The 25,972-nt window shown below is 58.3% G+C and carries 21 protein-coding genes; 2 read left to right on the top strand and 19 right to left on the bottom strand.

Annotated elements, in window-relative coordinates; genetic code table 11:
• Positions 1-187: 187 nt before the first annotated feature.
• A complete protein-coding gene (locus ACZ5C3_RS02065) occupies positions 188-2,125 on the top strand; it encodes a DEAD/DEAH box helicase (RefSeq protein ID WP_464034882.1) in 1,938 nt (645 codons plus the stop codon).
• 64 nt (positions 2,126-2,189) lie between these two features.
• Here the strand turns inward: ACZ5C3_RS02065 and ACZ5C3_RS02060 are convergent, their stop codons facing one another.
• From ACZ5C3_RS02060 to ACZ5C3_RS02020, 9 genes are all read right to left on the bottom strand, one after another.
• Entirely contained in the window at positions 2,190-3,902 is a 1,713-nt protein-coding gene (locus ACZ5C3_RS02060) for a chemotaxis protein (RefSeq protein ID WP_464044483.1), read from the bottom strand.
• Positions 3,903-3,934: 32 nt separating this feature from the next.
• Positions 3,935-5,017, bottom strand: a complete 1,083-nt coding sequence (locus tag ACZ5C3_RS02055) for a protein-glutamate methylesterase/protein-glutamine glutaminase (protein WP_464034877.1) — start codon at positions 5,015-5,017, stop codon at positions 3,935-3,937.
• 3 nt (positions 5,018-5,020) lie between these two features.
• The gene (locus ACZ5C3_RS02050) at positions 5,021-5,875 is read right to left on the bottom strand and encodes a CheR family methyltransferase (RefSeq protein WP_464044482.1); all 855 of its coding nucleotides are present in this window, start codon (positions 5,873-5,875) and stop codon (positions 5,021-5,023) included.
• Positions 5,876-5,890: 15 nt separating this feature from the next.
• Positions 5,891-6,379, bottom strand: a complete 489-nt coding sequence (locus ACZ5C3_RS02045; protein WP_464034875.1) for a chemotaxis protein CheW — start codon at positions 6,377-6,379, stop codon at positions 5,891-5,893.
• A 62-nt stretch (positions 6,380-6,441) separates the two neighbouring features.
• The gene (locus ACZ5C3_RS02040) at positions 6,442-8,532 is read right to left on the bottom strand and encodes a HAMP domain-containing methyl-accepting chemotaxis protein (RefSeq protein WP_464034874.1); all 2,091 of its coding nucleotides are present in this window, start codon (positions 8,530-8,532) and stop codon (positions 6,442-6,444) included.
• Between the two features lie 24 nt (positions 8,533-8,556).
• The gene (locus tag ACZ5C3_RS02035; protein ID WP_464034872.1) at positions 8,557-9,036 is read right to left on the bottom strand and encodes a chemotaxis protein CheW; all 480 of its coding nucleotides are present in this window, start codon (positions 9,034-9,036) and stop codon (positions 8,557-8,559) included.
• Positions 9,036-11,129 (bottom strand): chemotaxis protein CheA, encoded by a 2,094-nt coding sequence (locus ACZ5C3_RS02030; RefSeq protein ID WP_464034870.1) that lies wholly within the window; start codon positions 11,127-11,129, stop codon positions 9,036-9,038. Before ACZ5C3_RS02030 ends, ACZ5C3_RS02035 begins: the two co-directional genes overlap by 1 nt.
• Entirely contained in the window at positions 11,126-11,491 is a 366-nt protein-coding gene (locus ACZ5C3_RS02025) for a response regulator (protein ID WP_464044481.1), read from the bottom strand. Before ACZ5C3_RS02025 ends, ACZ5C3_RS02030 begins: the two co-directional genes overlap by 4 nt.
• Positions 11,491-11,826, bottom strand: a complete 336-nt coding sequence (locus ACZ5C3_RS02020) for an STAS domain-containing protein (protein ID WP_464034869.1) — start codon at positions 11,824-11,826, stop codon at positions 11,491-11,493. The genes ACZ5C3_RS02025 and ACZ5C3_RS02020 overlap by 1 nt, the downstream gene beginning before the upstream one ends.
• 456 nt (positions 11,827-12,282) lie before the next feature.
• On the opposite strand from ACZ5C3_RS02020, the gene ACZ5C3_RS02015 reads away from it, so the two are divergent.
• Complete coding sequence (locus ACZ5C3_RS02015; protein WP_464044480.1) at positions 12,283-13,392, top strand: HD domain-containing phosphohydrolase; 1,110 nt, start codon at positions 12,283-12,285, stop codon at positions 13,390-13,392.
• Here ACZ5C3_RS02015 and ACZ5C3_RS02010 read toward each other — a convergent pair.
• From ACZ5C3_RS02010 to ACZ5C3_RS01965, 10 genes are all read right to left on the bottom strand, one after another.
• Positions 13,381-14,349 (bottom strand): PAS domain-containing protein, encoded by a 969-nt coding sequence (locus tag ACZ5C3_RS02010; RefSeq protein ID WP_464034868.1) that lies wholly within the window; start codon positions 14,347-14,349, stop codon positions 13,381-13,383. The genes ACZ5C3_RS02015 and ACZ5C3_RS02010 overlap by 12 nt on opposite strands.
• Positions 14,350-14,521: 172 nt before the next feature.
• Positions 14,522-15,073: a chemotaxis protein CheW gene (locus ACZ5C3_RS02005; RefSeq protein ID WP_464034866.1), complete on the bottom strand. Its 552-nt coding sequence runs from the start codon at positions 15,071-15,073 to the stop codon at positions 14,522-14,524.
• A 62-nt stretch (positions 15,074-15,135) separates the two neighbouring features.
• Positions 15,136-17,331 (bottom strand): HAMP domain-containing methyl-accepting chemotaxis protein, encoded by a 2,196-nt coding sequence (locus ACZ5C3_RS02000; RefSeq protein WP_464044479.1) that lies wholly within the window; start codon positions 17,329-17,331, stop codon positions 15,136-15,138.
• Positions 17,332-17,782: 451 nt separating this feature from the next.
• A complete protein-coding gene (locus tag ACZ5C3_RS01995; protein ID WP_464034864.1) occupies positions 17,783-18,043 on the bottom strand; it encodes a hypothetical protein in 261 nt (86 codons plus the stop codon).
• A 97-nt stretch (positions 18,044-18,140) separates the two neighbouring features.
• Positions 18,141-19,793: an OFA family MFS transporter gene (locus tag ACZ5C3_RS01990; RefSeq protein WP_464034863.1), complete on the bottom strand. Its 1,653-nt coding sequence runs from the start codon at positions 19,791-19,793 to the stop codon at positions 18,141-18,143.
• A gap of 64 nt (positions 19,794-19,857) precedes the next feature.
• Positions 19,858-20,076, bottom strand: a complete 219-nt coding sequence (locus tag ACZ5C3_RS01985) for a formate dehydrogenase subunit delta (RefSeq protein ID WP_464034861.1) — start codon at positions 20,074-20,076, stop codon at positions 19,858-19,860.
• Complete coding sequence (gene fdhD / locus ACZ5C3_RS01980) at positions 20,066-20,884, bottom strand: formate dehydrogenase accessory sulfurtransferase FdhD (RefSeq protein WP_464034859.1); 819 nt, start codon at positions 20,882-20,884, stop codon at positions 20,066-20,068. The genes ACZ5C3_RS01985 and fdhD overlap by 11 nt, the downstream gene beginning before the upstream one ends.
• Before the next feature lie 3 nt (positions 20,885-20,887).
• Positions 20,888-23,767 (bottom strand): formate dehydrogenase subunit alpha, encoded by a 2,880-nt coding sequence (fdhF, locus tag ACZ5C3_RS01975; protein ID WP_464034857.1) that lies wholly within the window; start codon positions 23,765-23,767, stop codon positions 20,888-20,890.
• Between the two features lie 12 nt (positions 23,768-23,779).
• Complete coding sequence (locus tag ACZ5C3_RS01970) at positions 23,780-25,339, bottom strand: NADH-ubiquinone oxidoreductase-F iron-sulfur binding region domain-containing protein (protein WP_464044478.1); 1,560 nt, start codon at positions 25,337-25,339, stop codon at positions 23,780-23,782.
• Entirely contained in the window at positions 25,336-25,827 is a 492-nt protein-coding gene (locus ACZ5C3_RS01965) for a formate dehydrogenase subunit gamma (protein ID WP_464034855.1), read from the bottom strand. Before ACZ5C3_RS01965 ends, ACZ5C3_RS01970 begins: the two co-directional genes overlap by 4 nt.
• Positions 25,828-25,972 lie beyond the last annotated feature (145 nt).

The following is a 25,972-nucleotide window of genomic DNA, read 5'->3' as shown; positions in this document are numbered from 1 at the left end:
CCGTATTTCGGCTGAGAGCCGGGCTATTAAGGGCGATATCGCAGTATTTATTGGCTCTTTGAGCGAAAGTAGCCTAAAGCACGCCCAATCCACCTAGCCCGTGAACCTGCTGAGGCGCTCGCATCCGTGCGCGCTCGATCCGTTCCCATTGCTTCTTGGCGATGCCGCCATTCAAGGTCCGACGTCCGTGAAATCCATATCCGCAAGTCCGCCGCTCGCCCGCGCTCTCGCCGAGCGTAATTATAATGACCCGACGCCGGTCCAGAAGGCGGTCCTCGCCGAGGAAGCCAACGGTCGCGACCTATTGGTTTCCGCGCAAACAGGCTCGGGCAAGACCGTTGCCTATGGCCTTGCCATTGCCAGCGATCTCTTGGGAGACGCTGAACGGTTGCAGAGACCTGACGCGCCGCTGGCGTTAATTGTGGCTCCGACCCGCGAACTGGCATTGCAGGTTCACCGTGAGCTCTCGTGGCTTTATCAGCATGCTGGTGCACGCGTCGTCTCCTGCGTTGGCGGCATGGACCCGCAGCAGGAAAAGCGTCAGCTTGCGGATGGCGCACACATCGTCGTCGGCACGCCGGGGCGGCTGTGCGATCACATCCGTCGCAAGCGGCTCGATATCTCTGAACTGAAAGCCATCGTGCTCGACGAAGCCGACGAAATGCTCGACCTCGGCTTTCGCGAAGATATGGAATTTATCCTCGAAACTACGCCCGAGACGCGGCGCACGCTGCTGTTTTCAGCAACCTTGCCGCGCGGCATTGCTGCGCTGGCCAAGCAATATCAGCAGAACGCCTTCCGCATCGAAGTCACCGGTGGCGAAGGCGGCCATTCGGACATCGAATATCGCGCGATCCGCGTGGCACCCAGCGATGTCGAACATGCTGTGGTCAACACATTGCGGTTCTACGAATCTCCGACCGCAATCGTCTTCTGTAATACGCGCAGCGCCGTGAACCATTTGCAGGCGGCCCTTCTAGAGCGCGGGTTCTCTGTCGTCGCGCTTTCGGGCGAGATGACACAGAACGAGCGAACCAAAGCGCTGCAGTCCCTGCGCGACGGGCGCTCGCGAATTTGCGTTGCGACCGACGTTGCCGCCCGCGGCATCGATCTGCCAAATCTTGGCCTCGTCATTCACGCCGATCTGCCGAACGATCCGGAAGTGCTGCAGCACCGCTCCGGCCGCACAGGCCGCGCGGGGAAAAAGGGCGTCAGTGTTTTGCTAGTGCCACCCGCCCGTCGTCGCCGCGCCGATGTGTTGTTGGAGATGGCCGACATCGACGTCATTTGGGGCGTGGCGCCGACTGCCGAGGAGATTCGCGCGCTTGATCAACAGCGCATGATGCAGAGTACGCTATTCAGCGATCCGGCAACCGATGAAGATATGGTCTTCGCACGCGCGTTGCTCGCCGAGCGATCGACCGAGGACATCGCGACCGCACTCGCCAGACTGTATCGTTCGCAGCTCCCCGCCGCAGAGGACATTCTCGATCCCGGCGAAAGCCGCCGTTCTCGTGACGATCGCGGACCTAAGGAAGATCGCAGTTCGCGAAAAGGAAACAGGGACAGAGGCGACGTCGGTCAAGCCCCCAGAGCGAAGACCCGAGGACTGCCCGAAGGTGGCGTCTGGTTCCGCGCCGCGATTGGCAGGAAGAAGAATGCCGAGGCCCGCTGGCTGCTGCCGATGATCTGTCGTCGAGGCAATATCAGCAAACAGGACATCGGCACGATCCGGATCTCCGACACCACGACCGAGTTCGAGATTTCGGTGCATGCCGCTGAACAGTTCGCGTTACAGATCAAGCGACCGGACAAGGAAGACAACATCCGGATCGAGGCGCTGCCCGGTGGACCGCAGCGCGAAAACATCTCGGCTGAACGAAGCTTTCGAAAAGCTTCGCACCGTGACAGCAACGAGGCGCCACGCCGCAAAGACAAGCGATCGTTTGAAGAGAAACCGCGATTCGAAGAGAAGTCGCGAGGCAAGGAGCCGCATCAATTCAAGGGCTCACCACCATCAAGCAAAAAGCCGAAGCGCGACAAAGCTGCTGAAAATCAGGCTTGGCCAACAATCGACAAGCCCGCGTTTGGGAAAAAGCCCAAGAAGAAGAAACCCCGTCACTAACGAAGTGGCGCTGCGTCTGAACGATCACCAATTGCGATGATCGTTCATCGGACACCGCAGTCCGTTAGAAGAACAGCACGTCATCGGCGCTGTCCTGGGCCGGTGCCGGCTCATTCTTCCCGGGCTTGAGCGACAGACCAACGCGCTGGGCAAACTGCTGGTGAACGTCCCGCTCGCTCATCATGGTGTATTGCGCATAGAGATCGTCGAAGATGTATTCGATTGCGGATGCTTCATCGGTAGACAGTTTGATCGGGCTTCCGTTCGCCGTTTCCAATTGCCGGGCAACCTGCGGAAGGATCGCAGCTTTCCTACTCAGCACAGATAGCGATGTCTGTGCATCGGCCATCAGCTCTTCGAACTGAGAGCCTTCCCGCACAAGGCGATCCATCAACTGGCTGAGTTGACCGTTGCCTGCCTCGATCTCATGAATTGCATGCAGAATTGAGGGTTCAAGATCCGACATCTTCGACGAATCCCCCTCAACGCGCAACTGCTTGAGGTTCCCGGCGGATCCTTCGATGCGATCAAGAATCGGCTTCAACAGGTCTGCACCCGCGGAGATGTTATCCGCCGTCGCCTTGAGTTCATTCGCGATCACGACAAATGCGCGCCCCTTGACGCCAAGCTGCGCAGCCTTAAGCCCTGCATTCATGCCGATCAGAATGATATCAACGATGGTCTCGGCCAGGGCTGTGATAGCCGACCGGAACTTCCCCAGCGTCTCTTCGACAACTGACAACGCATCTTCGACCGATTGCCTGGAACTTTCGCACGTGTTTATCAGCGCTGAGGCCTGAGCCAAGGCTTGCTTCACGGTCGACATGAACGACGTCATGTCGCCATCGCCGCCGTACAACGAACGGCCGTGACCGACAATCTCTGTCGCATCGGCGACCAACGCTTTCAAGGACCGTTCGATATCACGGATATCGCCATCGAAGCTCGTCGCAGAGCTCTTGAGCTGAGAGGCCTGAAGTTGGCAGATCAAACGGACCGCTCGCTCGTCCATCTGCGCGTTGCTGACCGCCGGAACGAGACCCGGCTCCGAGCCAGCCGCAATTCGCAATCCCCGACAGACGTGTTCGAGGCGCTGCCGGGTGCTGTCCCCCGCCTGCAGGGAAACGATCGCGGCACCGACTGCTCCAGCTATTCTTTTGGTGCTTGCGCTTGTTAGTTCAGCAAGGCGCACGCTGTCCGCCTGCCGTCCCTGCATTCCCGAATGCGCAGAAATCAATTCGTCGCTGACCGACAGAAGCTGGGCGTGATAACGCCCTTCAAAATCCCGTTGGCGGTTCAGGGCGACGTTAATGGCGTCCATAAGACGCTGCTGATCATCCGCACAGCTATCGATCGCGGCCTGAACAGCCTTTGCGAGCTCAAAGGCTTCCTGAGTGAAATCAAGAAAGCTTTCCTGGCTCGTATCAAGCGCCGCGGCTTCGATCCGCGCGCTACGCGCGATAATCATGACCATCTGAATCTGCTTGACCAGCGGCTTCAGTACATTGGACGCCTCATTCGCACTGGTGCCGATAGCGCCAAGTAGCTTGCTTTCCTGCGGCAGAACCTCCGCAAGTCCCGTCAATTTTGCGGCGATGTCATGAAGTGCTGTCGTCGCGCCTTCAATCTTGGCTCCGGACAGCTCGTCGGACAGAAGCGCAAGGCCGCCATTGAGATCCTCGAATATCGCATGACCACGTCCAAGGTGGCCTCCGACTTGAGCAAACGTTGTCTCGATCTGAGAAACGGCGTCCTCGACCGAGGTGACCCCAGTCATGACATCCACTGAAGAGCAATTCGACATGGTTATCAAGCCGCCTGACCAGCATCGTGCCAGAGCATGATCTCTCTGGAGATTTTTGACAGCGACACAATCTTTTCAACTGCGCCGCATGCGATGGCTTCTTTCGGCATGCCGAAGACCACGCAACTTTCCTCGTCTTGCGCGCGTGTTGCCGCGCCAAGTTTACGCATTTCCAGCAATCCTTTTGCCCCGTCATCGCCCATGCCCGTCATGATAATGCCGAGCGCGTTTTTGCCGGCATACTGTGCCGCCGAACGAAACAGCACGTCAGCCGATGGGCGGTGTCGCGAAACGGGAGGACCATCCTTGATCGCGATGTGATAGCGAACGCCAGTCCGTTGCAGCAGCATATGCCTGCTGCCCGGAGCGATGTATGCCGTTCCGGGCGATACGGGTTCGCCATCCTCCGCTTCCTTGACGTCGATCTCACAGATACCGTTGAGCCGCTTCGCAAAAGCTGCGGTAAACCCCTGCGGCATATGCTGAACAATCAGAATACCGGGACAGGCGCGCGGTAACACTTCCAAAACGTCCCGAAGAGATTCCGTTCCACCGGTCGAGACCCCGATGCAAACGATACGTTCCGTTTCCGGGCGGGACCGGCCTGCCACCGGCGGCGGCATAATCGCATCGGCCGTCAATTTTGCTTCCACGGGACGCCGCGCCGCGCGAGGCCGGACCCGCGCACGGGACGCAGATTTCACGGCATCACGCAAACGCCCAGATGATTCCATGAGAGCTTGCCGCGTATCGACGCGAGGTTTCGGAACAATATCGACCGCACCGGCCTCGAATGCTTCGAACATCAGGTTCGAGCCCTGTTCGGTCAGCGTCGAACAAATGATGACGGGGATTGGGCGCTGCGCCATGATCTTGCGCAAGAATGTCATCCCATCCATGCGCGGCATCTCGATATCGAGGATGATCACATCCGGTAATTCCTCCTGCAGCCGTTTCGCCGCGGCGAAGGGATCGGATACGGCGGCCATCACTTCGATGTCCGGATCTTCGCTCAGAATGGTCGAAAGGATCTGGCGAACCGATGCAGAGTCATCGACGATCAGAACACGGATTTTATTGTTCAACATCGATCAGCTCCTGCTCTCGATTTTGAAAATCGTCGGTTGAACCTGCCTAAGGCCAACGGAACCTTGATGAACCATGGACTCCGAATGCCCCACCAAAAGATATCCTCCGGGCCGGAGATGGCTGCAGAGCCGATCGACTACTTTCCGCTGGGTCGCCTTGTCGAAGTAGATCAAGACATTTCGGCAAAAGATAATGTCGACATCCCGATCGACCGGGTAACTCGGATCCATCAAGTTCATTCGCATAAAATTGACAATCCGGCGCAACTCAGGGACAACGCGCACTTCAGAGCTGGCTTTGTCGCGTGATCGCAGAAAATAGCGTTTCGCCAGATCTTCCGGGACCGGTCCGATCATCTCCTTCGAGTAAATCCCGAGCTTTGCCAAACGCAGCACGCTGGTCGAAATATCGGTTCCGAGAATTCGGAACTGGAAGCGCGCGCCGTTTCTCAGCATGTTATCGAGAACGATCGCCGTCGTGTACGCTTCCATGCCGGTTGAGCAGGCGGCACTCCAGACTTTAAGACCTTGAGAGCCGCGACCCCGTTGGCCCAAAAGCTCATGGACCGCCACGTCGCGAAGAAAATCAAAATGCGATGGTTCGCGAAAAAAATCTGTTTTGTTGGTCGTCACGCAGTCGATGAGGTGAACAAGCTCCGTTTCCAGATATTCACCGTCGAGCAAGCGCTCTGCGTATTCGCCGACACTTGCCTGGTTGAGCGCGCGAACACGCTTTTGCAACCGTCCTTCAAGCATCAGACGCTTGGCGGGTGGCAATTTGATTCCAACATGTCCTTCCACCAGTTCGGCAATCGAACGAAACTGACGGTCGGTCAAACGTGCTACGGATCCGGACATTGCAGCTCGCTTTTATCAGGCTGCGACAGATTCACTGGGCTCCGGTTCCGAAGAAGCGGACATGTCCTGCGTCGCCATGAGGCGTGCGAGATCGAAGATCATGACGAACTTGTCGCCCTTGCGTCCGATGCCGGCGAGATAATCCGACTTCCAACGGCCGCCGACGGACGGAGCGGGCTCGATGCGGCTTTCGTCGATATCGGTCACTTCGAACACGCAGTCGGCGACGAAGCCGACCCCGACAAGACGATCCTCCAGTGGCACATCGAGAATGATGATGCGGGTGGCCTCTGTCGCAGGTATGGCCGGCAGGTCGAGCTTGGTTCGCAGATCGACGATCGGATAGCCGCTGCCGCGCACATCGATCATTCCCAGCAGGAACTCGGGTGCATGGGGCAATTTCGAGATCGGCCGCATGTCGAGGATTTCCCGAACATTGCGGATCGAGATGCCGAAGGTCTCGCCAGCGAGACCGAGCGTCAGATATTGCGCCGTTTCGGCCATGTCGCGCTCCACTCAAGACAGGAAAAGAGCCGGCCTCACCCTACCGCGAGGCCGGCCAATTGTTAGCGTTGGAAGTCGGCGTCGCGGTCGTCCTCACCGTCCCCCATTGAGAAGGCGAAACCACCCCCGCCGCCGCTTGCCACCTTGGTCGCACGCGCGGGCTTGGCGACCGGCTTCTTCGCACCGCGCTCAACTGCAGCCATGCTCGCCGCTTTGCCGCGCAACTGACTGACGGCCTTGTCGATCGCTGCCGTCGGCATCGCACCCTTTTGCGAGCCATGATCAATCCTGAAGTAGGAGATAGTGGCTTGCAGCTGTTCTGCCTGCGAGGCGAGTTCTTCCGAGGTGGAGGATACCTGCTCGGACGCACTGGCATTCTGCTGGCCGACCTTGTCGAGCTGCTGGATGGCTTGGTTGATCTGCGAGGATCCCACGTCCTGCTCGCGGCAGGCCGACGTGATCTCTTCAACCAGCTCCGCAGTCTTTTTGATGTCCGGCACCAGCTTCGACAACATCGTGCCGGCCTCCTGGGCAACCTTGACTGTCTCGGTGGAGAGAGCGCCGATTTCCGCCGCAGCTGCCTGGCTGCGCTCCGCAAGCTTGCGGACTTCAGAAGCCACCACCGCAAAGCCTTTGCCGTGTTCACCGGCCCGGGCCGCTTCCACCGCCGCGTTCAACGCGAGCAGATCGGTCTGGCGAGCGATCTCCTGCACGATGGTGATCTTTTCCGCGATGGTTTGCATCGCCTCAACCGCGCGTCCAACGGCTTCGCCGCTCGCTTCGGCGTCCTTGGCGGACTGTGCCGCGATCCGTTCGGTCTGATTGGCGTTGTCGGCGTTCTGCTTCACATTGGCGGCCATCTCCTCCATCGAGGACGAGGCTTCCTCGGCAGACGAAGCCTGCTCGGTCGCGCCTTGCGACAGCTGTTCGGCGCTCGCCGACAGCTCCTGGCTGCCCGCCGACACGTTCTGCGCGGCAGTGATCGCTTCGGCGACGACAGAACGAAGACGTTCGACCGTGCCATTCAACGATGTCAGAAGATCACCGACTTCATCGTTACTCGTGACCGCGATCGTTTCGGTGAGATCGCCCTTGGCAACGGAGTCAGCGAGATTGACCGCACGGCTCAGGCTGCGGCTGATACCGATCGAAATCCAGAGTGCCGCCGCGATGCCGATCAACGTGGATGCGATCACGATGCTGATCAAGAGAAGCTTGGCAAACGCAGCCTCCGCCGCAGCCTGAGCTGTGATGTCCTGCGTCTTTTTCGTGACATGGGCGGAATATTCATTGAGAACAGCCAACGCCTCATTAAGCGTTTGCAATCCCTCCCCCATGGTCAGGTTGCCACCCTTCAAGTTGCCCCCTTCGCTCACGATATCCAGGACACGGGACGTGACAGATTTGAGGTGATCTTTCGCAACTTCGAGATTCTTAGGTGAAACACCGAGCGCAGAAAATCCACCTGACGCTTTTGCCAAAACACTGTTCGCAAGGTCCAGTTGGGACATGGCAGATTTTCGATCTGCTTCAAGCTCCTCGAGAGAGCTCGAAGCAAACGTCTCTGAAACATAACGTAAAGCGGTAGCGAGCTCGACACGTACGGCTGCAATTGCTGCTGCAGTATCCCGCGCGCCTTCTGCAGACTTGTTCTTTTCGATCTCAGCGGAAGCAGCGTCGAGTGCAGCATTAAACTCCTTGACCGCAACTGCGCCTTCAGACCGCCAAATCTGCGACGCGCGATAATTGGAGTTTTGCGTTCCGAATTTTACGACCTGATCCTGCAACTCATAAACGCGAGCAAGTTTGGCCGTCAGACGATCCATGATCTGCTTGCCAGTGTCGCTGGCAACTTCATAGATTTCTTCCCGGAGCTTGTTGGCGTCCGCCCGGCGCTCGTGCAAAGACTTTGTGAAGGTTTCGATCTGCTTGGCGTCGCTGGAAAGCACGATATTCTTTTCAGCGCGAACCTGCCCCTGAATACGGTCCTGGAAGGCGCCCAGTTTCTCAGCGATGAGCGCTTGACGAGCAATCATGTCTTGAGAGTTCGTCAGCGAAGTGAGTTTGTCGTAGGCAATACCACCTGCGACAATCGACAACACAATTACTGCGCCAAAGGTCGCGGCGAGCTTTGCTTTAATGGTGAAGCGCATTTTCAAACCCCTGCCCTGTAGATTTCAATTAAAGATGCGTTCCAAGTTCGGAACGATGACAAATTCCTGGCGCCACTTGGTAATGAAAGAGATGAATTCAGGTTTCCACTGCATGCCGACACGAGGGGTTTGCTGGACGTCAGCCTTCGAGATCTCCGTAACCTCGTAGACTCTGTCAGCAATGATGCCGACCAGCACCGCATCACCACCGAGCGTGATTTCGATCACCACGATTCGCGTCTCGGCGGAGTTATCTTTCAAAGGCATGCCGAAGCGAATGCGTAGATCGGCCAGCGGAATAACGTTGCCGCGCACATTGATGACACTTGGCAGAAATGGGCGGGCCCCCGCCACCTTCGTCGCTGGTACCGGGTCAATGATTTCCCGCACCAACTCAGCGTCGAGCGCGAACATCTCATCGCCAAGCCCGACCATGACAACCTGCATCAGCGCACCATCGTGGACCGCGACTGCCGCATTGATCTCTGAGTGCTGCAGATTCATTACGCGGCCTCGTTGACTTGATGCGATTGTGCGTGTGCCACCAGCTGAGCGACATCGAGAATGAGCGCAGCCGAACCATCGCCAAGAATGGTCGCGCCGGAGAACATCGTTACTTCGGAATGCAGCTTCGACAGCGACTTGATGACGGTCTGGTGGTTTCCGATGATCTGATCGGCCACCAAGCCAACTCGCGTTTCACCGGTGGAAATGATGATCGTTTTCTGATGGCGATCTGGAGCGCCCGGCATCTCAAACAAGTCGCGCAGCCGCAGGAACGGAACGAGATCGCCGCGCACATTGAGAAAGTTGCGCCCGCGTGAGCGTTCATCGGCAGCAGTCAGCTCCACACATTCTTCTACCGCCGACAATGGAACGATATAACGCCCCTCGCCGACGCGGATCAGCAGGCCTTCGATGATCGCCAGCGTCAGCGGCAATCGCAGCGTCACCGTGGTGCCCTGGCCAGGCACGGTGGAAAGATCGATGGTGCCGCGCATGTTCTCGATGGTGCGCTTGACCACGTCCATGCCAACACCGCGGCCCGACAACGCAGAAATGGTCTGGGCCGTGGAGAAGCCCGGATGGAATAGGAACTGATGGACATCGTGGTCGGCCATCGCGGCGCCGGGCGCGATCAACCCCTGCTCTTCGGCTTTGGCGCGGATACGCGCCGTATTGAGACCGCCGCCGTTATCTTTCACCGTCACCAGCACCTGAGCGCCGGAGTGAACCGCACTCAATTCGATCCGCCCCTGTTCGGTCTTGCCCGCGGCATGGCGACTGGCCGTATCTTCAATGCCGTGATCGATGGCGTTGCGGATCAAGTGCACCAGCGGATCGGCCAGGCACTCGATCATGGTCTTGTCGAGCTCGGTATCTTCACCGGCGGTGACAAAATCGACTGGCTTGTCGAGATCGCGTGACAGATCGTGAACCAGGCGACGGAAGCGCCCAAACAACGAACCGATCGGCACCATGCGCGCACCCATCGTGGTGTCGCGCAAGCTGGCGGCCAATCGCTCGATTTCCTCGGCGATCATCTTGATCGAAAGGTCTTCGCCGGTGGCGGCCAGCTGGCTCAGGCGCGCCTGTGCGATCACCAGCTCGCCGACACGATCCATCAGTTCATCGAGACGCTCGGCCTGGACGCGAACCGTCGCAATGCTGCGATCCTCACGCTTTGGCTCTTCGCGCTTGGCTTCATCCCGCTTCTTGTCGACCGCGGGATCGGCGCTGACAGGAGCCTTGACCGAGCCAGATGATACAGCGGATGGCTCGGCAACCTCAGCTTTTGCGACCTTACTGACCGCAGGTTCCGGCAACGACGGCACCAGTGTCGGCGCCTCAGCGCCGAAAATCGGGGTGACCGTCAGCTTCATTTCGTCCATCACGAACATGAAGACGTCATCGATCGCTGCACGATCGCACGGGCTATGCAGCGTCACATCCCATTTCAGGAAGCAGTATTCAGGTTCCAGCTCCTCGAGGGTCGGCACATCGTCCGTCAGCGCAACCACAAAGCATGAGCCGAGCTTGCGCAGGTCGTCGAGGAAGTCGAGTGGATTGGAGCCGTTGCACAAAACGTGGTTGTCGAACTCCAGTCGCAGCTGCCACCCGGTTTGTGAGTCGTCGGATGTCTCCGCAGCCGGAGTCTCCAGCCCCAAATCGATGACAGCACCGCTCTGCTCTGGATGAGCAACAGATGGCGTGCCCGGATTCTTCATCCCGACAAGATGACCGAGATCGTCCAGAATCGCGTCGCCGATAATGGTATCGGTCGTCTCCGGCGCTTCGATCAAAGCCCGGATGTAATCCTTTGCCGCCAGCGCAACCGAAATCAGATCTTCGGTCGGCTTAATTTCTCCTTTGCGCACACGATCGAACGCAGTTTCGAATTCGTGCGTGAACGCTGCCACCTTGTCGAAGCCGAACATGGCTCCCGACCCTTTAATGGTGTGCAACGCGCGAAAAGCCGAATCCACGAGTTCGCGGTCGTCAGGGCGCACCGTCAGATCGAGGAGTGCGCCTTCCAGTGCTTCAAACAGCTCGCTAGCTTCCTGGCGGAAGATATCGACAGGATCCAGCGAGGTCATGCGCGCACCAACTTGCTGACAACGGCGAGTAACTGCTCAGGCTTGAACGGCTTGGTGATCCACCCTGTCGCACCTGCAGCCTTGGCCTCTTGCTTCAGCGTGTCGCTGGATTCGGTCGTCAAAAACACGATCGGTAGACCCAGCAAGGAGGGCGTTGCGCGCACCGCCTTGATGAACTCCAATCCATTCATCACCGGCATGTTCAGATCGGTGATAACAAGGTCCATCTTGGTGGCTTTCGCCTTTTCCAATCCCTGCGCACCGTCGCCCGCTTCATGTACGGTGTGACCGGCGGGCGTCAGAACGACCTTGATCATCTGACGAATACTGGGCGAGTCGTCGACGGTGAGGATGTTGCCCATCACGTGCCATCGCTATTTTGAGGATTGTTCTGCTGAGAGCCGCTTTGCCCGCCTATGGTCTCATCGGGCAGTCCGGCACGCTCGAAGGTGGTCCGAAGCGACGGCGACAGCGCGGTGAGCACCAGCGGGCGGCCCTCCAGAGTGGCGGTCTTCGCCGTCGAGAGCAGCAGCTGGACGGACGTCACGTCCGCCTTATCGACACTGGAACAGTCGATTTCCACCCGGCTGTCGCGCCGGAAGGCATCCCGCACCATCTCATAGACGCCACGGATTGCGCCGATGCTGCAATCCGCCGGAAGCTGTACCGGCCGCTTCAAATCCTCAGCATTGTCCATCAATAACTGCGCCCCAGCCCAAGCAAATCGCGCATTCCCCAATGCGCGAATCACTAAATCCAACACCCGACCAAGAGTATTGATGGGTATGATCAGCAAAGTGCTAACGCTGATGCTCGTAGAAATACGGGTCCTGAACAAAAACCGCTCTTTCGCCTGATCACCTTATCGCAGGCCAACACGAGCCTTTTCGAAAAGCGCAAAAATCGCTCAGATCGTCATGGCGTTCAATTCGGACGGCAACAGCACCACCGATCGCAGCCAAACGATTGACCCGTTTTGCAGGTATTTCGGCAGGAATTGAGCAGATGCGACCTATCCACAGCTCCATATGAGGCCGTTTCCCGATCCGTTACCTCAATGCGCTCAATGCGATTTCGGCATTTAGTTCCATATTAAGCCGTACCAATTAGGCTCCATGGAGAAATCACTTCCGCCGGCTAGAAAGGCCGTCTCATGCTTACCCACGCGCTATTGGTCGACGACAGCCGCTCTGTGCTCGACCTGCTAAAGCGCCTCGTTGAAGCCGAAGGCTCCGTTCAGGCAACGACCTTTCTGGATCCTCTCGAAGCATTGGCCGCCGCACGGACCACAAGCTTCGACATCGTGCTCACCGATTACGAAATGCCGAAGATGGATGGGATTGCGTTGATCCGCGAGCTTCGGTCTCTGCCGAGATTTTCCGACATTCCCATTGCAATGGTGACGTCGATTGAAGCGGATGACGTCCGCCTGCGTGCGCTGGAAGCAGGTGCGACCGACTTTTTGCCGAAACGTCCCCAGGCGATCGAATTTGGCGTTCGGCTTCGTAATCTTATTAAACTGGGAAGCGCCGTCAGAAAACTGAACAATCAGGCGGCCGAGCTTGCGAGGGAAGTGGAAGCCGCGACACTGAAGCTTCAGGAGCGTGAGGAAGAAATCATTCTACGACTCGCCCTCGCGGTCGAATATCGAGATAACGACACGGGTGATCACACGCTTCGCGTTGCAAAATACAGCCGTATCATCGCTAAACAGCTCCGCCTGTCCGAGCGATTGTGTCGCGATATTTATCTTGCATCCCCACTCCACGATGTCGGCAAAGTTGCCATTCCCGACAACATCCTCCTGAAACCCGGGCGGCTGGACGCTGATGAGATGGCCATCATCAGAACGCACGCCGCGATTGGCGCGAACATCCTCGCGGACAGCCACTGCGAGCTGATCCAACTTGCTGCGATCATCGCTGAAGCCCACCACGAGAGATGGGATGGCAGCGGATACCCCAAAGGCCTCAAGGGAGACGACATCCCAATCGCCGCGCGAATCGTGATGGTCGCAGACGTGTTCGACGCACTCACGACCAAGCGGCCCTACAAGGATCCCATGCCTGTTCAAAAGGCACGCGACTACCTTGAGAAACAAAAAGGCAAAGAATTCGATCCCGCATGTGTGGATGCATTTCTTGCCCGATGGGATGAAGTCGTCGAAATTTGCACATCGCATGCCACCACATTGGTGCCTGCACAGGATCCATCTTCGGAGCAGCCGAACGCTTTTCGCCAGGCAATGGCGCTAACTGCGTAGCGCGACTGAAATCGTTCCGTGTCGATTTCCGAAGATAACTCCACCTTGCTCTAAAGCGGCTTTAATCGCTTCGAGGGTCGGCTTGCGAATTGAAGACATATCGCAACTCTCGACACGTCGGATGCTGGATACTGACGCCTTGCTTCTGTTCGCAAGGTCTTCGATCGACCAATTCAGCAAAGCCCGGGCAGCCCTAATATGCGGCGCCTTTATTTGTTGCGCATCTGGCGCGGGGCGCATCACGTCCGCAGGACTTGTAACCAACCCAGCCCATTCGACAATTGCCCCCTCCGAATTCCGAACCGGCGCAGCATAAATCAGCATCTGCGCAGGTTTCTCGGAGGGACGGAATACAAACCTGACCCGTGACACGAAATGCTTTCCGTCCGCGACGGCCTGTTGCCAGGTCGCGCGGACCTGCTCCCGCTCATTTTCAGGCACGCGATCAAGCCAAGCCCAATCGAGCAGTTTCGCAAGCGAGGAAACCCCAAAAAGGCGCCATTGCGGAAATGCCGTCAATGCCCCCGTCCGATCGGCCGACCACATGCTGAAATTGAACCCTTCGGCCAAGGCATCCAGCCGCTTTTCCTTACGGCGAAAAAGTTCGAGCAGGGTCTGCTGCTCTGTCACATCGACAATGAGACCGGAGCTTTGCAGATAGGACCCATCTTTGGCGTACAGGACTTCGGCTCGGCCCGTCAGCCAGCGCAGCTGACCGTTGGGATGGATGACCCGGAATGTCAGTTCGGAGAATACGCCTTGTTTGGAGAGTTCGTACGCTTTGTGCAGCTTTTCCTGATCCTCAGGATGCACATTTCGTAGAAATGCATCGAAGGAAGGCTGATCGAACGCGGGGTTAGTGCCCAGCAGCTTATGCATCCCAGGCGACCACGAGATCTCCTGAGACATCTCGTTGTACGACCACATACCAAGCTGTCCCATGTCTTCGGCGATCATCAATAATGATCGAGATGAAAAGGACGTTCGGCGGCCGTGCATTTCTTATTGCGCTCTGCGTGTTATCGGGAGGCTGACGCTGGCAACAAGAAGCAACCCTGATTCGGAATTGTTAGGATCCTGAAACGATAATCAATACTCACTACGTCGCATAGGTCTACGTAATTGATCTCTAGCCGCTTATCGCCCCACTAAGGCCGCGATAACTCTCACCGTCTCTAACATCTTGCAGATCCAGCCGGATTGACGGCGAATCGCTCACACTAGTGATTTCGTCTTTGTTATCCTGCGTCGCCATGAGGCGCGCGAGATCGAAGATCATGACGAACTTGTCGCCCTTGCGTCCGATGCCGGCGAGATAATCCGACTTCCAGCGACCACCGACGGACGGAGCAGGCTCGATGCGGCTTTCATCAATATCGGTGACTTCAAAAACGCAGTCGGCGACGAAGCCGACCCCGACAAGACGATCCTCCAGCGGCACATCGAGAATGATGATGCGGGTGGCCTCGGTCGCAGGTATGGCGGGCAAATCGAGCTTGGTACGCAGATCAACGATCGGATAGCCGCTGCCGCGCACATCGATCATTCCCAGCAGGAACTCGGGTGCATGGGGCAATTTCGAGATCGGCCGCATGTCGAGGATTTCCCGAACATTGCGGATCGGGATGCCGAAGGTCTCGCCAGCGAGACCGAGCGTCAGATATTGCGCCGTTTCGGCCATGTCGCGCTCCACTCAAGACAGGAAAGAGCCGACCTCACCCTGCAGCGAGGCCGGCAAGTTGTTTAGCGCTGGAAGTCGGCGTCGCGGTCGTCCTCGCCGTCCCCCATTGCAAAAGCAAAGCCGCCACTGTTGGCTGCCTTGGCCGCACGAGCGGGCTTGGCGACCGGTTTCTTGACAGACGTAGCCATACTCGCCGCTTTGCCGCGCAGCTGGCTGACGGCCTTGTTGATTGAGGTCTCAGCGAGACCTGCTTCCCGCTGAACATGGTGATCGATCTTGAAGTAGGAGATGGTGGCCTGTAGCTGCTCGGCCTGCGAGGCGAGTTCTTCCGAGGTCGAGGACACCTGCTCGGACGCACTGGCATTCTGCTGGCCGACCTTGTCGAGTTGCTGGATCGCCTGATTGATCTGCGAGGAGCCGACGTCCTGCTCGCGGCAGGCTGACGTGATCTCTTCAACCAGCTCCGCGGTCTTTTTGATATCCGGCACCAGCTTCGACAACATCGTGCCGGCCTCCTGCGCCACCTTGACGGTGTCCGCCGACAAAGTGCCAATCTCCGCCGCAGCTGCCTGGCTGCGCTCCGCAAGCTTACGGACCTCAGAGGCAACCACCGCAAACCCCTTGCCGTGTTCGCCGGCACGGGCGGCTTCCACCGCCGCGTTCAACGCGAGCAGATCGGTCTGACGTGCGATCTCCTGCACGATGGTGATCTTTTCCGCGATGGTCTGCATGGCCTCAACAGCGCGGTTGACGGCTTGGCCGCTGGCTTCGGCATCCTTGGCGGACTGTGCCGCGATCCGCTCGGTCTGGCTGGCGTTGTCGGCGTTCTGCTTCACATTGGCAGCCATCTCTTCCATCGAAGACGAAGCTTCTTCAGCGGACGAAGCCTGCTCGGTCGCCCCCTGGGACAATTGCTCGGCGCTTGCTGACAGCTCCTGGCTGCCCGCCGACACGTTCTGCGCGGCAGTGATGGCCTCAGCAACGATCGCCCGAAGCCTTTCGACCATCCGTTCGAGCGCCATGCCGAGCGTATCCTTGTCCGACAGCCGCTTAACATCGATCGTCAAATTACCGCTGGCAATCGTATCCGCGATCCGAGCCGTTGCATTGAGGTTTTCCGTCATCGTGTTCAGTGAATTGACGAGATCCCCGACCTCATCATTGCTGGAGACGTCGATCTTGTGGCTGAGGTCACCAATTGCAACTGCATCGGCCAAGCCGACGGCGCGGCCGAGACCCCGGCTGATATTGAGAGCAATCCATATTGCGGAACCAATACCGATCAGCAGAGATACGGAGATGATTCCGATCAGCAACATCTGCGCCTGAGCGCCATCCTGCTCGGCCTGCGCCGTCGTATCAACCAACGACTTCTTGACGAAATTGACATAGTCCGCCGAATTCGCGACCGCCTCATCATTGGCCTTGCGACCTTCAATAGCCGAGAGCGTCGCCGCCTTGATGTTACCGCCGTCCTTCACGATGTCGGTCGTACGGACGATAATTTTTTCGAGTTGATCCACCCGGGCGATCAGGTTGCTCGCTGAAAGACCCAGCGGGCCGACTTGTGCCGACAGCGACTGCGCAGCGGCTTTTAAAGCGGCTGTTGACGGACCAATACTTTTCACCGCGGAATCCAGCGATTCCAGGCTCGTCGCCGAGAAGGAAACAATCAGAAATCTCTGGGTTCTGGACGATTCAAGCCGTGCGGACAGCAGCGAGGTGATCGCGCGCGTACTCTCGATAGACGCTGGCAACCGGCTGATATCATTGAACAGTGCGTCTGCCGTGTCGGAGAAATTCTTGACGGCGGCTGCACCCTCAGTGCTCCAGATATGGGCCGCCCTGTTGTTGGAATTGAGTGTCGCTAACTTGACCGCCTCGTCTTGAATGCTGTTCATCTTGTCGTAAGACGAAGAGAACTTGTCCATGAACTTTCTGCCCGCCGGCGTCGTACCAGCCTTGATTTCATCGGCGATGCGTGTCGCTTCCTTGCGGTATTCCTTGAGCGTATCTGTCAGCCGTGCAATTTCGGCATCATTCGATTCCAGAATGATGTTTTTCTCTGCGCGGACTTGGTACAGAACTTGATTTTGGAGTTCGCCGGCCTTCTCGATACGACCCGCGCGCTGTGCCAGGACTGAGGAAATCTCCACCAATTGACTCAGCTTCCAGTACGAAACTCCGCCGGAAATCATCGACAGGACGATGATCGCGCCGAAAGCGCTGGCCAGCTTCGCTTTAACCGTGAACCTCATATTCTCAGCCCTTTGGATTAGATATTGCTCAGCCCACGACGGGTCTCATGCCTGGAACGACGCACGCACGACGCAACTGTTGAGGAATGAGGCGCACTGTTGCCTCGACTGAATGCCGTTCCGGATATCCGTTCGGAACAAAGCCCAGGAAGGAATGAGGAGCCACACACGCCGAAAGACGTGCCAACCGCTTCGAGCCCCAAGCATCCTTCGTCAATACTGCGCCCCGCTCGTGCAATCCGCGCGTTCCCCGACTCGCGAATCACCAAAATTCCAGCCTTTATGGGAGTATGGGGACACCGGTGAGCAAAAGCTTAATGACCGGACTCGTAGAACTACAAGCAGTGAGCGGAAAACGCTCAAAAGCTCTTCAGCAGCTGGAGGGCGGGTAAAGAAAAAGGCACGACTTTCATCGTGCCTTTGCCAATCGATTGCTTTGAAAGCTGCAGTGTCAGCTCTTGCCCATGCACTCTTCAATATAAAACCAGCGGTCATCACCGGCCAGTCCCTTGGCCTTGACGTCCTTCCGGCAGGCTTTGAGCTTGCCTTTGTTTTGACTCCACTTGGCGCGCATTTCTTTCAGGCGCTCCTTGGTCAATTGCAATTTTGAAGTCTTTGGTGCGGGTGCCGGGGCAGCGGTTTGCGCCGAAGCCGTAGCAAGTGAACCAGCGATAGCCAGCGCGGCCACCAGGCAGGTGCCAGTACGAAGCATAAGTATCTCCTGAAAATAAACGATAAATCTATGGGTGAGGCGGTGCGGGATATGACGGCTCGATGTCATATCCCGCCCGCGTGTTTGATCGCGGATCTTAGTGGAAGATCTTGATCGCGCTTTGCACGGTCAGCCACACACCCCACGCCAGCGGGACGCCGACGAAGGCCCAGAACAGCGCGGCCTTGCCGTCCAGACCACCTGTGCCAATGCCGTAAGAACCACCGTTCGTCGCACCCACTGCCCCCTTGGCCTGAAGGGCGGCGACTTCCTCTGGCTTCATGAACCAGTGCGGTGCCAACGGCTTGACCAACATGTTGCAGATCAGACCCAGCACCAGCATGCCCACCAGAATATACATGGTGAAATCGTAGACCTGAGCGCGTGGGACACCCGCCGCGATCTGGAATTCGCGGATGTAGGTGATCACAACGGGACCGATGATGCCTGCGGTTGACCAGGCCGTCAGCAGGCGGCCATGGATCGCACCCACAAACTGCGTGCCGAAAATATCGGCGAGATAGGCAGGCACCGTTGCGAAGCCGCCGCCATACATCGACAGGATGACACCGAAGGCGAGCACGAACAGCATCTTGTTGCCGGTTGCCGCGAGGGTTGGCGCCAGCGCGTAAAGGATGATGCCAAGAATGAAGAACGTATAGTAGGTGTTCTTGCGGCCGAGCTTGTCTGACAGTGAGGCCCAGAAGAACCGGCCACCGATGTTGAACAGCGACAGCAAGCCGGCGAAGCCAGCCGCAATGCCTGCGATCACCGTACGCTGCGCTTCGGTCAATTGGCTGAAGGACACATCCGGCAGGCCGATCAGTTTACCTGCGAAGATCTCCTGCAGCATCGGCGACGCCATGCCGATCACACCGATACCGGCCGACACGTTGAGACAGAGCGCCCCCCAGATCAGCCAGAACTGCTTGGTCTTGTGCGCATTGTCGAGATGCACGTGACCAGTCGTGATCATCGTGTTGGCCTTCTCAACCGGCGTCCATCCTTCTGGACGCCAGTTGGGAGGAGCGATGCGATAGGAGAACGCGCCGATCATCATGAACACGGCGTAGATCACACCCATCGTGAGGAACGTCTGCCAGACGCCGACATCGGTCGGCGTCTTGAAATAGTTGATCAACATATTGGCGAGCGGCGCGCCAATCATCGCGCCACCACCGAAGCCCATGATGGCCATGCCAGTCGCCATGCCGCGACGATCAGGGAACCATTTGACCAGCGTAGACACGGGCGAGATATAACCGAGGCCAAGGCCGATACCGCCGATGACGCCCGATCCGAGCCACATCAGCCAGAGCTGGTGCGTGTAAATGCCGATCGCGCCCAGCACGAGTCCACCCGACCAGCACAGCGCCGCGACGAAGCCCGCTTTACGCGGACCAACACGCTCCAGCCAATTGCCCCAGATGGCAGCGCTGATACCAAGCACCACGAAGAAAAGCGTGTACATCAAGCTCAGGCTGGACACGCGCCAATCGCAGGTGGTGGTGAACAGCTCCTGCATGATCGTCATGTCCGGGCATGCCTTCGGTGCGGTCAGACCGACCGCACGCGACAGTGGCAGCCAGAATACGCTGAAACCGTAAGCCATGCCGATGCAGAGATGGATACAAAGTGCTGCCGGTGGAACCAGCCAGCGATTGAAGCCGGCCTTTGCGATGATGCGCTCGCGGTCAAAAATACCGGCACCGGCGCCCGGTGAGGCGCCTGCCTGTTCAATAGTCGTCATTCAACTTCTCCCCAAGGTGCGAAAAATCAGCTGCCCAATTTTTATTGCGGGCATGTCTGTCGTCTTACGATCCTGTTTTTTTCAAGGCTTCCACTGCCTCACGTGTATCGGGATTTAATCCTACACCTCCCGCTTCGAGATGCGCCAGGATCGCGGAGCGCATTCGAGGATCCCAAAACTTTCTGATGTGGTCAGCGGTGCTGGCAGCAGCCTTATCTTCACCCTGACTTTTGAAAAACGTGCCAATTTGGTTGGCCATGTAGACAAGCCGATCAGGCGACATGCGCAGTAACTCCATCAGCTATCCGATGCGGATGCGTAAACACTTCAAATCCATCCGAGCGCGCAATCGCCGCAAGAGTGATCCCTGCCTCGTCAGCCATACGCACGGCCAACGCCGTTGGCGCCGACACCGACACCATCACAGCTGCGCCAGTCACGGCCGTCTTCTGGACCATTTCAACCGAGACGCGGCTGGTCAGAAGAATAAGGCCTTCGCTCGCGTTAACGGCGTTGCGCGCCAGCGCTCCCGTCAGCTTGTCGAGTGCATTGTGCCTGCCGACATCCTCACGCAGCGCAACAACGCCTTGCTCCGGATTCCAGAAAGCAGCCGCGTGCACTGCACGCGTCTCAATGTTGAGCGTCTGAAGCGAAGATATGCTTTGCATAGCTTGCATAATTTGATCTGCCGAGAATTGACGGCCAACCCCGACCATAGTCGCAGGACGTGCAGCTTCGACAATAGAATCGATCCCGCACAATCCGCACCCTGTCGGACCTGCGATGTTGCGGCGCCGCTCACGCAGGCGGTCTGCGCGAGATTGATCAAGCCACATGCGCAGCTCAACGCCCTCATCCAGCATCACCACGTCGAGTGACTGGATATCCGCGGTGGAATGGGCAATCCCCTCCGTCAAACTGAAGCCCACCGCAAAATCCTCCAGATCTTGCGGTGTCCCCATCATCACGGCATAGGTGCCGGCGTTGTAGGTCAAGGCAATCGGTGTCTCTTCGGGAATCGAACGATTGCTCTCGCTAAAGCCGCCCTCGCGCCAGATCCGGCGGTGAACCGAAACAGCGGGCGACTTCATGAATTACTCCGCGGCTTCCACGACCGGTGCAATCCGCCGTGAATTTCGTGCTTGTTCGTCATAGGACTTCTGCCATTCGCTCGGCCCATTTGATGGCGAGATTTGAACTGCCGTCACCTTATACTCTGGACAGTTCGTCGCCCAGTCCGAGAAATCGGTCGTAATGACATTTGCCTGCGTATCGGGGTGGTGGAACGTCGTATAAACAACCCCAGGCGCAACGCGGTCCGTGATCAATGCACGCAGGGCGGTCTCGCCAGCACGGCTTGCCAACTTAACCCAATCGCCGTCGCGCACGCCGCGCTGTTCGGCATCGTGCGGATGCATTTCGAGCCGATCTTCCGCATGCCAGGCCACGTTATCGGTACGGCGGGTTTGCGCACCGACATTGTATTGGCTGAGAATGCGGCCCGTTGTGAGCAGAAGCGGGAAGCGCGGGCCGGTGCGCTCGTCGGTGGCAATATACTCCGTGATGACGAACTTACCCTTGCCCCGCACAAAGTGATCGATGTGCATGACCGGCGTTCCCTCCGGCGCTTTCTCGTTACACGGCCACTGGACTGAACCCATTTCCTCAAGCTTGGCATAGGACACACCGGTAAAGGTCGGCGTCAACGCCGCGATCTCGTCCATGATCTGCGAGGGATGATCGTACTTCATCTCAAAGCCCATCGCTTTGGCCAGGCCGATGGTCACCTCCCAGTCGGCCAGCCCATTGCGAGGCGACATGACCTTCCGGACGCGCTGAATGCGACGCTCCGCATTGGTAAACGTGCCGTCCTTCTCGAGGAACGTCGAGCCGGGCAGGAAGACGTGGGCATAGTTGGCGGTCTCGTTCAGGAACAGGTCGTGGACGATGACGCACTCCATGGCAGACAGTGCTGCGACCACGTGTTTGGTGTTGGGATCGGACTGAAGAATGTCTTCGCCCTGAACATAAATCCCCATGAAGGAGCCATCGATTGCCGCATCGAACATGTTCGGAATGCGCAGTCCAGGCTCTTTGTTAAGCTGAACCCCCCACATCGATTCGAATATCTCGCGAACCGAATCGGTCGAGACGTGCCGATAGCCCGGCAGTTCGTGCGGGAACGAACCCATGTCACACGAGCCTTGCACGTTGTTCTGCCCACGCAGCGGGTTCACACCAACGCCCGGACGGCCGATATTGCCGGTGGCCATTGCCAAATTGGCGATGGCCATCACCGTCGTCGATCCCTGGCTGTGTTCGGTGACACCCAGACCATAATAGATCGCGCCGTTGCCGCCGGTCGCAAACAACCGCGCAGCCGCGCGCAGTTCCTTCGGGTCAACGCCGGTCGCAATTGCCGTCGCCTCAGGGCTGTTCTTCGCCAGTGAAACGAAGCTCGCCCATCCCTCGAACTCGCTCCAGTCGCAACGTTCGCGAACGAAAGCTTCGTCGACAAGCCCCTCGGTTACGATCACATGCGCCAGTGCCGTCAGAACGGCGACATTGGTGCCGGGCATCAGAGACAGATGATGCTGAGCTTCGATATGTGCCGAGCGCACCAGGTCCGTGCGACGTGGATCGATCACGATCAGCTTCGCGCCCTGCCGCAATCGCTTCTTCAGACGCGATGCGAACACTGGATGGCCATCGGTCGGATTGGCACCGATAACGATGACGACATCGGTGTCTTCAACGGAATCGAAATCCTGCGTTCCTGCGGACGTGCCAAACGTCTGTGACAGGCCGTAGCCGGTTGGGGAGTGACAAACGCGCGCGCAGGTATCGACGTTGTTGTTGCCGAACCCGGCACGGATCAGCTTCTGCACAAGGAAGGTTTCCTCGTTCGTGCAGCGGGACGAGGTGATGCCGCCGACCGAATCCCGGCCGTACTTTTCCTGGATACGCTTGAATTCGGACGCGGCGTAGTTGAACGCCTCATCCCATGACACTTCACGCCAGGGATCCGAGATCTTGTTGCGGATCATGGGGTTGAGGATGCGTTCTTTGTGGGTCGCGTATCCCCATGCGAAGCGGCCCTTGACGCAGGAGTGGCCGCGATTGGCCTTGCCGTCCTTATACGGCACCATGCGGACAATTTCCTCGCCGCGCATTTCCGCCTTGAACGTACAGCCGACGCCGCAATAGGCGCATGTCGTCACCGCGGAATGCTCGGGCTGCCCGATCTGGATGACCGACTTTTCCGTGAGCGTCGCGGTCGGACAAGCTTGAACGCAGGCACCGCACGAGACGCATTCCGACCCGAGGAAGCTCTCGCTCATGCCGGGAGACACGCGGCTATCAAAGCCACGACCGGAAATCGTCAGCGCAAAAGTGCCCTGGACCTCTTCACAGGCGCGGACGCAACGCGAGCAGACGATGCACTTCGACGGATCATAGGTGAAGTAAGGATTGGACTCATCCTTCGGCATCCAATTCTCATTGGCGATGCCGCTGGACTTGGCAAACACGTGATTCTCGCCTTCATAGCCATAACGCACATCACGCAGGCCGACCGCGCCCGCCATATCCTGCAACTCGCAATCACCATTGGCTGCGCAGGTCAGACAATCGAGCGGATGGTCGGAGATGTAGAGCTCCATCACGCCTTTGCGCAGCTGCTTGAGACGATCGGTCTGCGTGCGCACGACGAGGCCATCCATCACCGGCGTGGTGCAGGACGCCGGCGTTCCGGCCCGGCCCTCGATCTCAACCAGACACATCCGGCACGAACCGAAAGCATCGACCATATCGGTCGCGCAGAGCTTGGGGATCTCGGTTCCCATCTCCATCGCAGCGCGCATGATGGAGGTGCCCTCCGGCACGGAGACTGTCTGACCATCGATGGTCAGCGTGACTGTCTTCTCGCTCTTCGAGCGCGGCGTGCCGTAATCGACTTCATGAATGAGCGACATTTGTGTTGTCCTTTATTCCGCAGCCTGCAGACGCGTCGGCGTCGCACCGAAATCTTCGGGGAAGTGCTTCAGCGCGCTCATGACCGGATAGGGCGTGAAGCCTCCGAGCGCGCAGAGAGATCCAAACTTCATCGTGTTGCAGAGATCTTCGAGCACCGTGATGTTCTTGGCGGTCTCGATCCCGGCACGAATCCTGTCGACTGTTTCGACGCCCCGCGTCGAACCGATGCGACACGGCGTGCACTTGCCGCAGGATTCGATGGCGCAGAATTCCATCGCAAACCGCGCCTGCTTCGACATGTCGACGCTGTCGTCGAACACGACGATGCCGCCATGGCCGATCAGGCCGTCACGCGCAGCGAATGCTTCGTAGTCGAATGGCGTGTCAAACAGCGCCCGCGGAAAGTAAGCGCCGAGCGGTCCGCCAACCTGCACCGCCCTTACGGGGCGACCGCTTGCGGTTCCGCCACCGACATCGTCGATCAGCTCCCCAAGCGTGATACCGAAAGCGACTTCGAACAACCCGCCGTGCTTGATGTTGCCGGCAAGCTGGATCGGCATCGTTCCGCGCGAACGGCCCATGCCGAAATCAGCGTATGCCTTGGCGCCTTCCGACAGGATGAAAGGAATCGCACAGAACGACAGCACGTTGTTGATGACTGTTGGCTTGCCGAACAGACCCTTGTGCGCAGGTAGAGGCGGCTTCGCACGCACGAGGCCACGCTTGCCCTCTAAACTTTCCAGCAGCGACGTTTCTTCGCCGCAAACATAGGCGCCCGCACCCGTCCGCACTTCGAGATCGAAGGCGTGGTTTGAGCCAGCAACGCGCGCACCGAGCAGCCCGGTCTTTTTGGCAGCTTCGATGGCCGTCTTCATGGCAGCGATCGCGTGAGGATATTCCGAGCGGATATAGATGTAGCCCTTGGTCGCGCCGACAGCGATGCCAGCGATGGTCATGCCTTCGATCAGCACGAAGGGATCACCTTCCATGATCATCCGATCGGCAAAGGTGCCGCTGTCGCCCTCATCCGCGTTGCAGACGATGTACTTCTGCGGGCCAGCCGCCTGGGCAACCGTCTTCCACTTGATGCCTGTCGGAAAGCCGGCGCCACCGCGCCCGCGCAAGCCCGACTTCAACACTTCATCGATGATCGCGTCACTGCCGAGGGTGAGCGCCCGCTCAAGCCCCTTGATGCCGCCGTGGGCGCGATAGTCATCCACCGACTCCGGATCGACCACGCCGCAACGCACGAATGTCAGCCGCGTCTGCCGCTTCAGCCATGGCAACTCATCCGCGACACCTTGCCGCAATGGATGCGCACCACCGTTGTTCGCGGCGGCATCAAGCAGGGCGGCCACGTCGCCGATCGTGACAGGTCCATAGGCGACCCGGCCCGCAGACGTGGCGACCTCAACCATCGGCTCCAGCCACAGCAATCCGCGCGATCCAGTGCGAACAAGCTCAACATCGAGACCACGGCGGCCCGCTTCAGCGAGCACAGCGGAGGCGACATCATCCGCGCCCACCGCAACGGCAGCCGCATCTTTTGGAATGTAGAGACGAACGGTCATTTACGTGCCTCCGCGAGCAATCCCTGGAGGCGGCTTTCGTCGAGGCGGCCGACGAGGCGACCATCGAGCATTGCCGCCGGAGCAACGGCACACAGGCCTAGGCAATACACATGCTCCAGCGTGACTTGCCCATCCGAAGAGGTGCTGCCGACCTTCATGCCCAGGCTTTTCTCGGCGCACGCGGCAATATGATCGCCGCCCATCGACTGGCAGGCCTCGGCGCCACAGAGCTTGAGGACATGCTTCCCGGCCGGCTCACGGCGGAAATCATGATAAAAAGTGGCAACCCCGTGCACCTCGGCCCGCGACAAATTCAGCGCCTGGGCAATCATGGGGAGCGCCGGTTCGGGCACGCATCCGAACTCCTCCTGCAACTCATGGAGGATGGGCAAGAGAGGTCCTTCAAGCGCCTTGATCTCTTCAATGATCTCAAGGGCCCGGTCGGCGTTCCACGCTTTATTCCGTGCCATCTGGGCTAACCACTTCATCCAAAATTCTGATTTTGAACCGTTCTACAATGTGGTCTGTTTAATCAAGCTGGCACCTCCCATGCTGCGATAGCAAAAGCTGATCAATCGCCCCTGAAAAAGCCATCAAGCGGCGAGACCCGCGGGGCCTGGCTGTTCAGTTCAC

The organism is Afipia dichlorophenoxyacetatis, from assembly GCF_055386385.1.
This window is presented reverse-complemented; position numbering and strand designations above follow the sequence as displayed.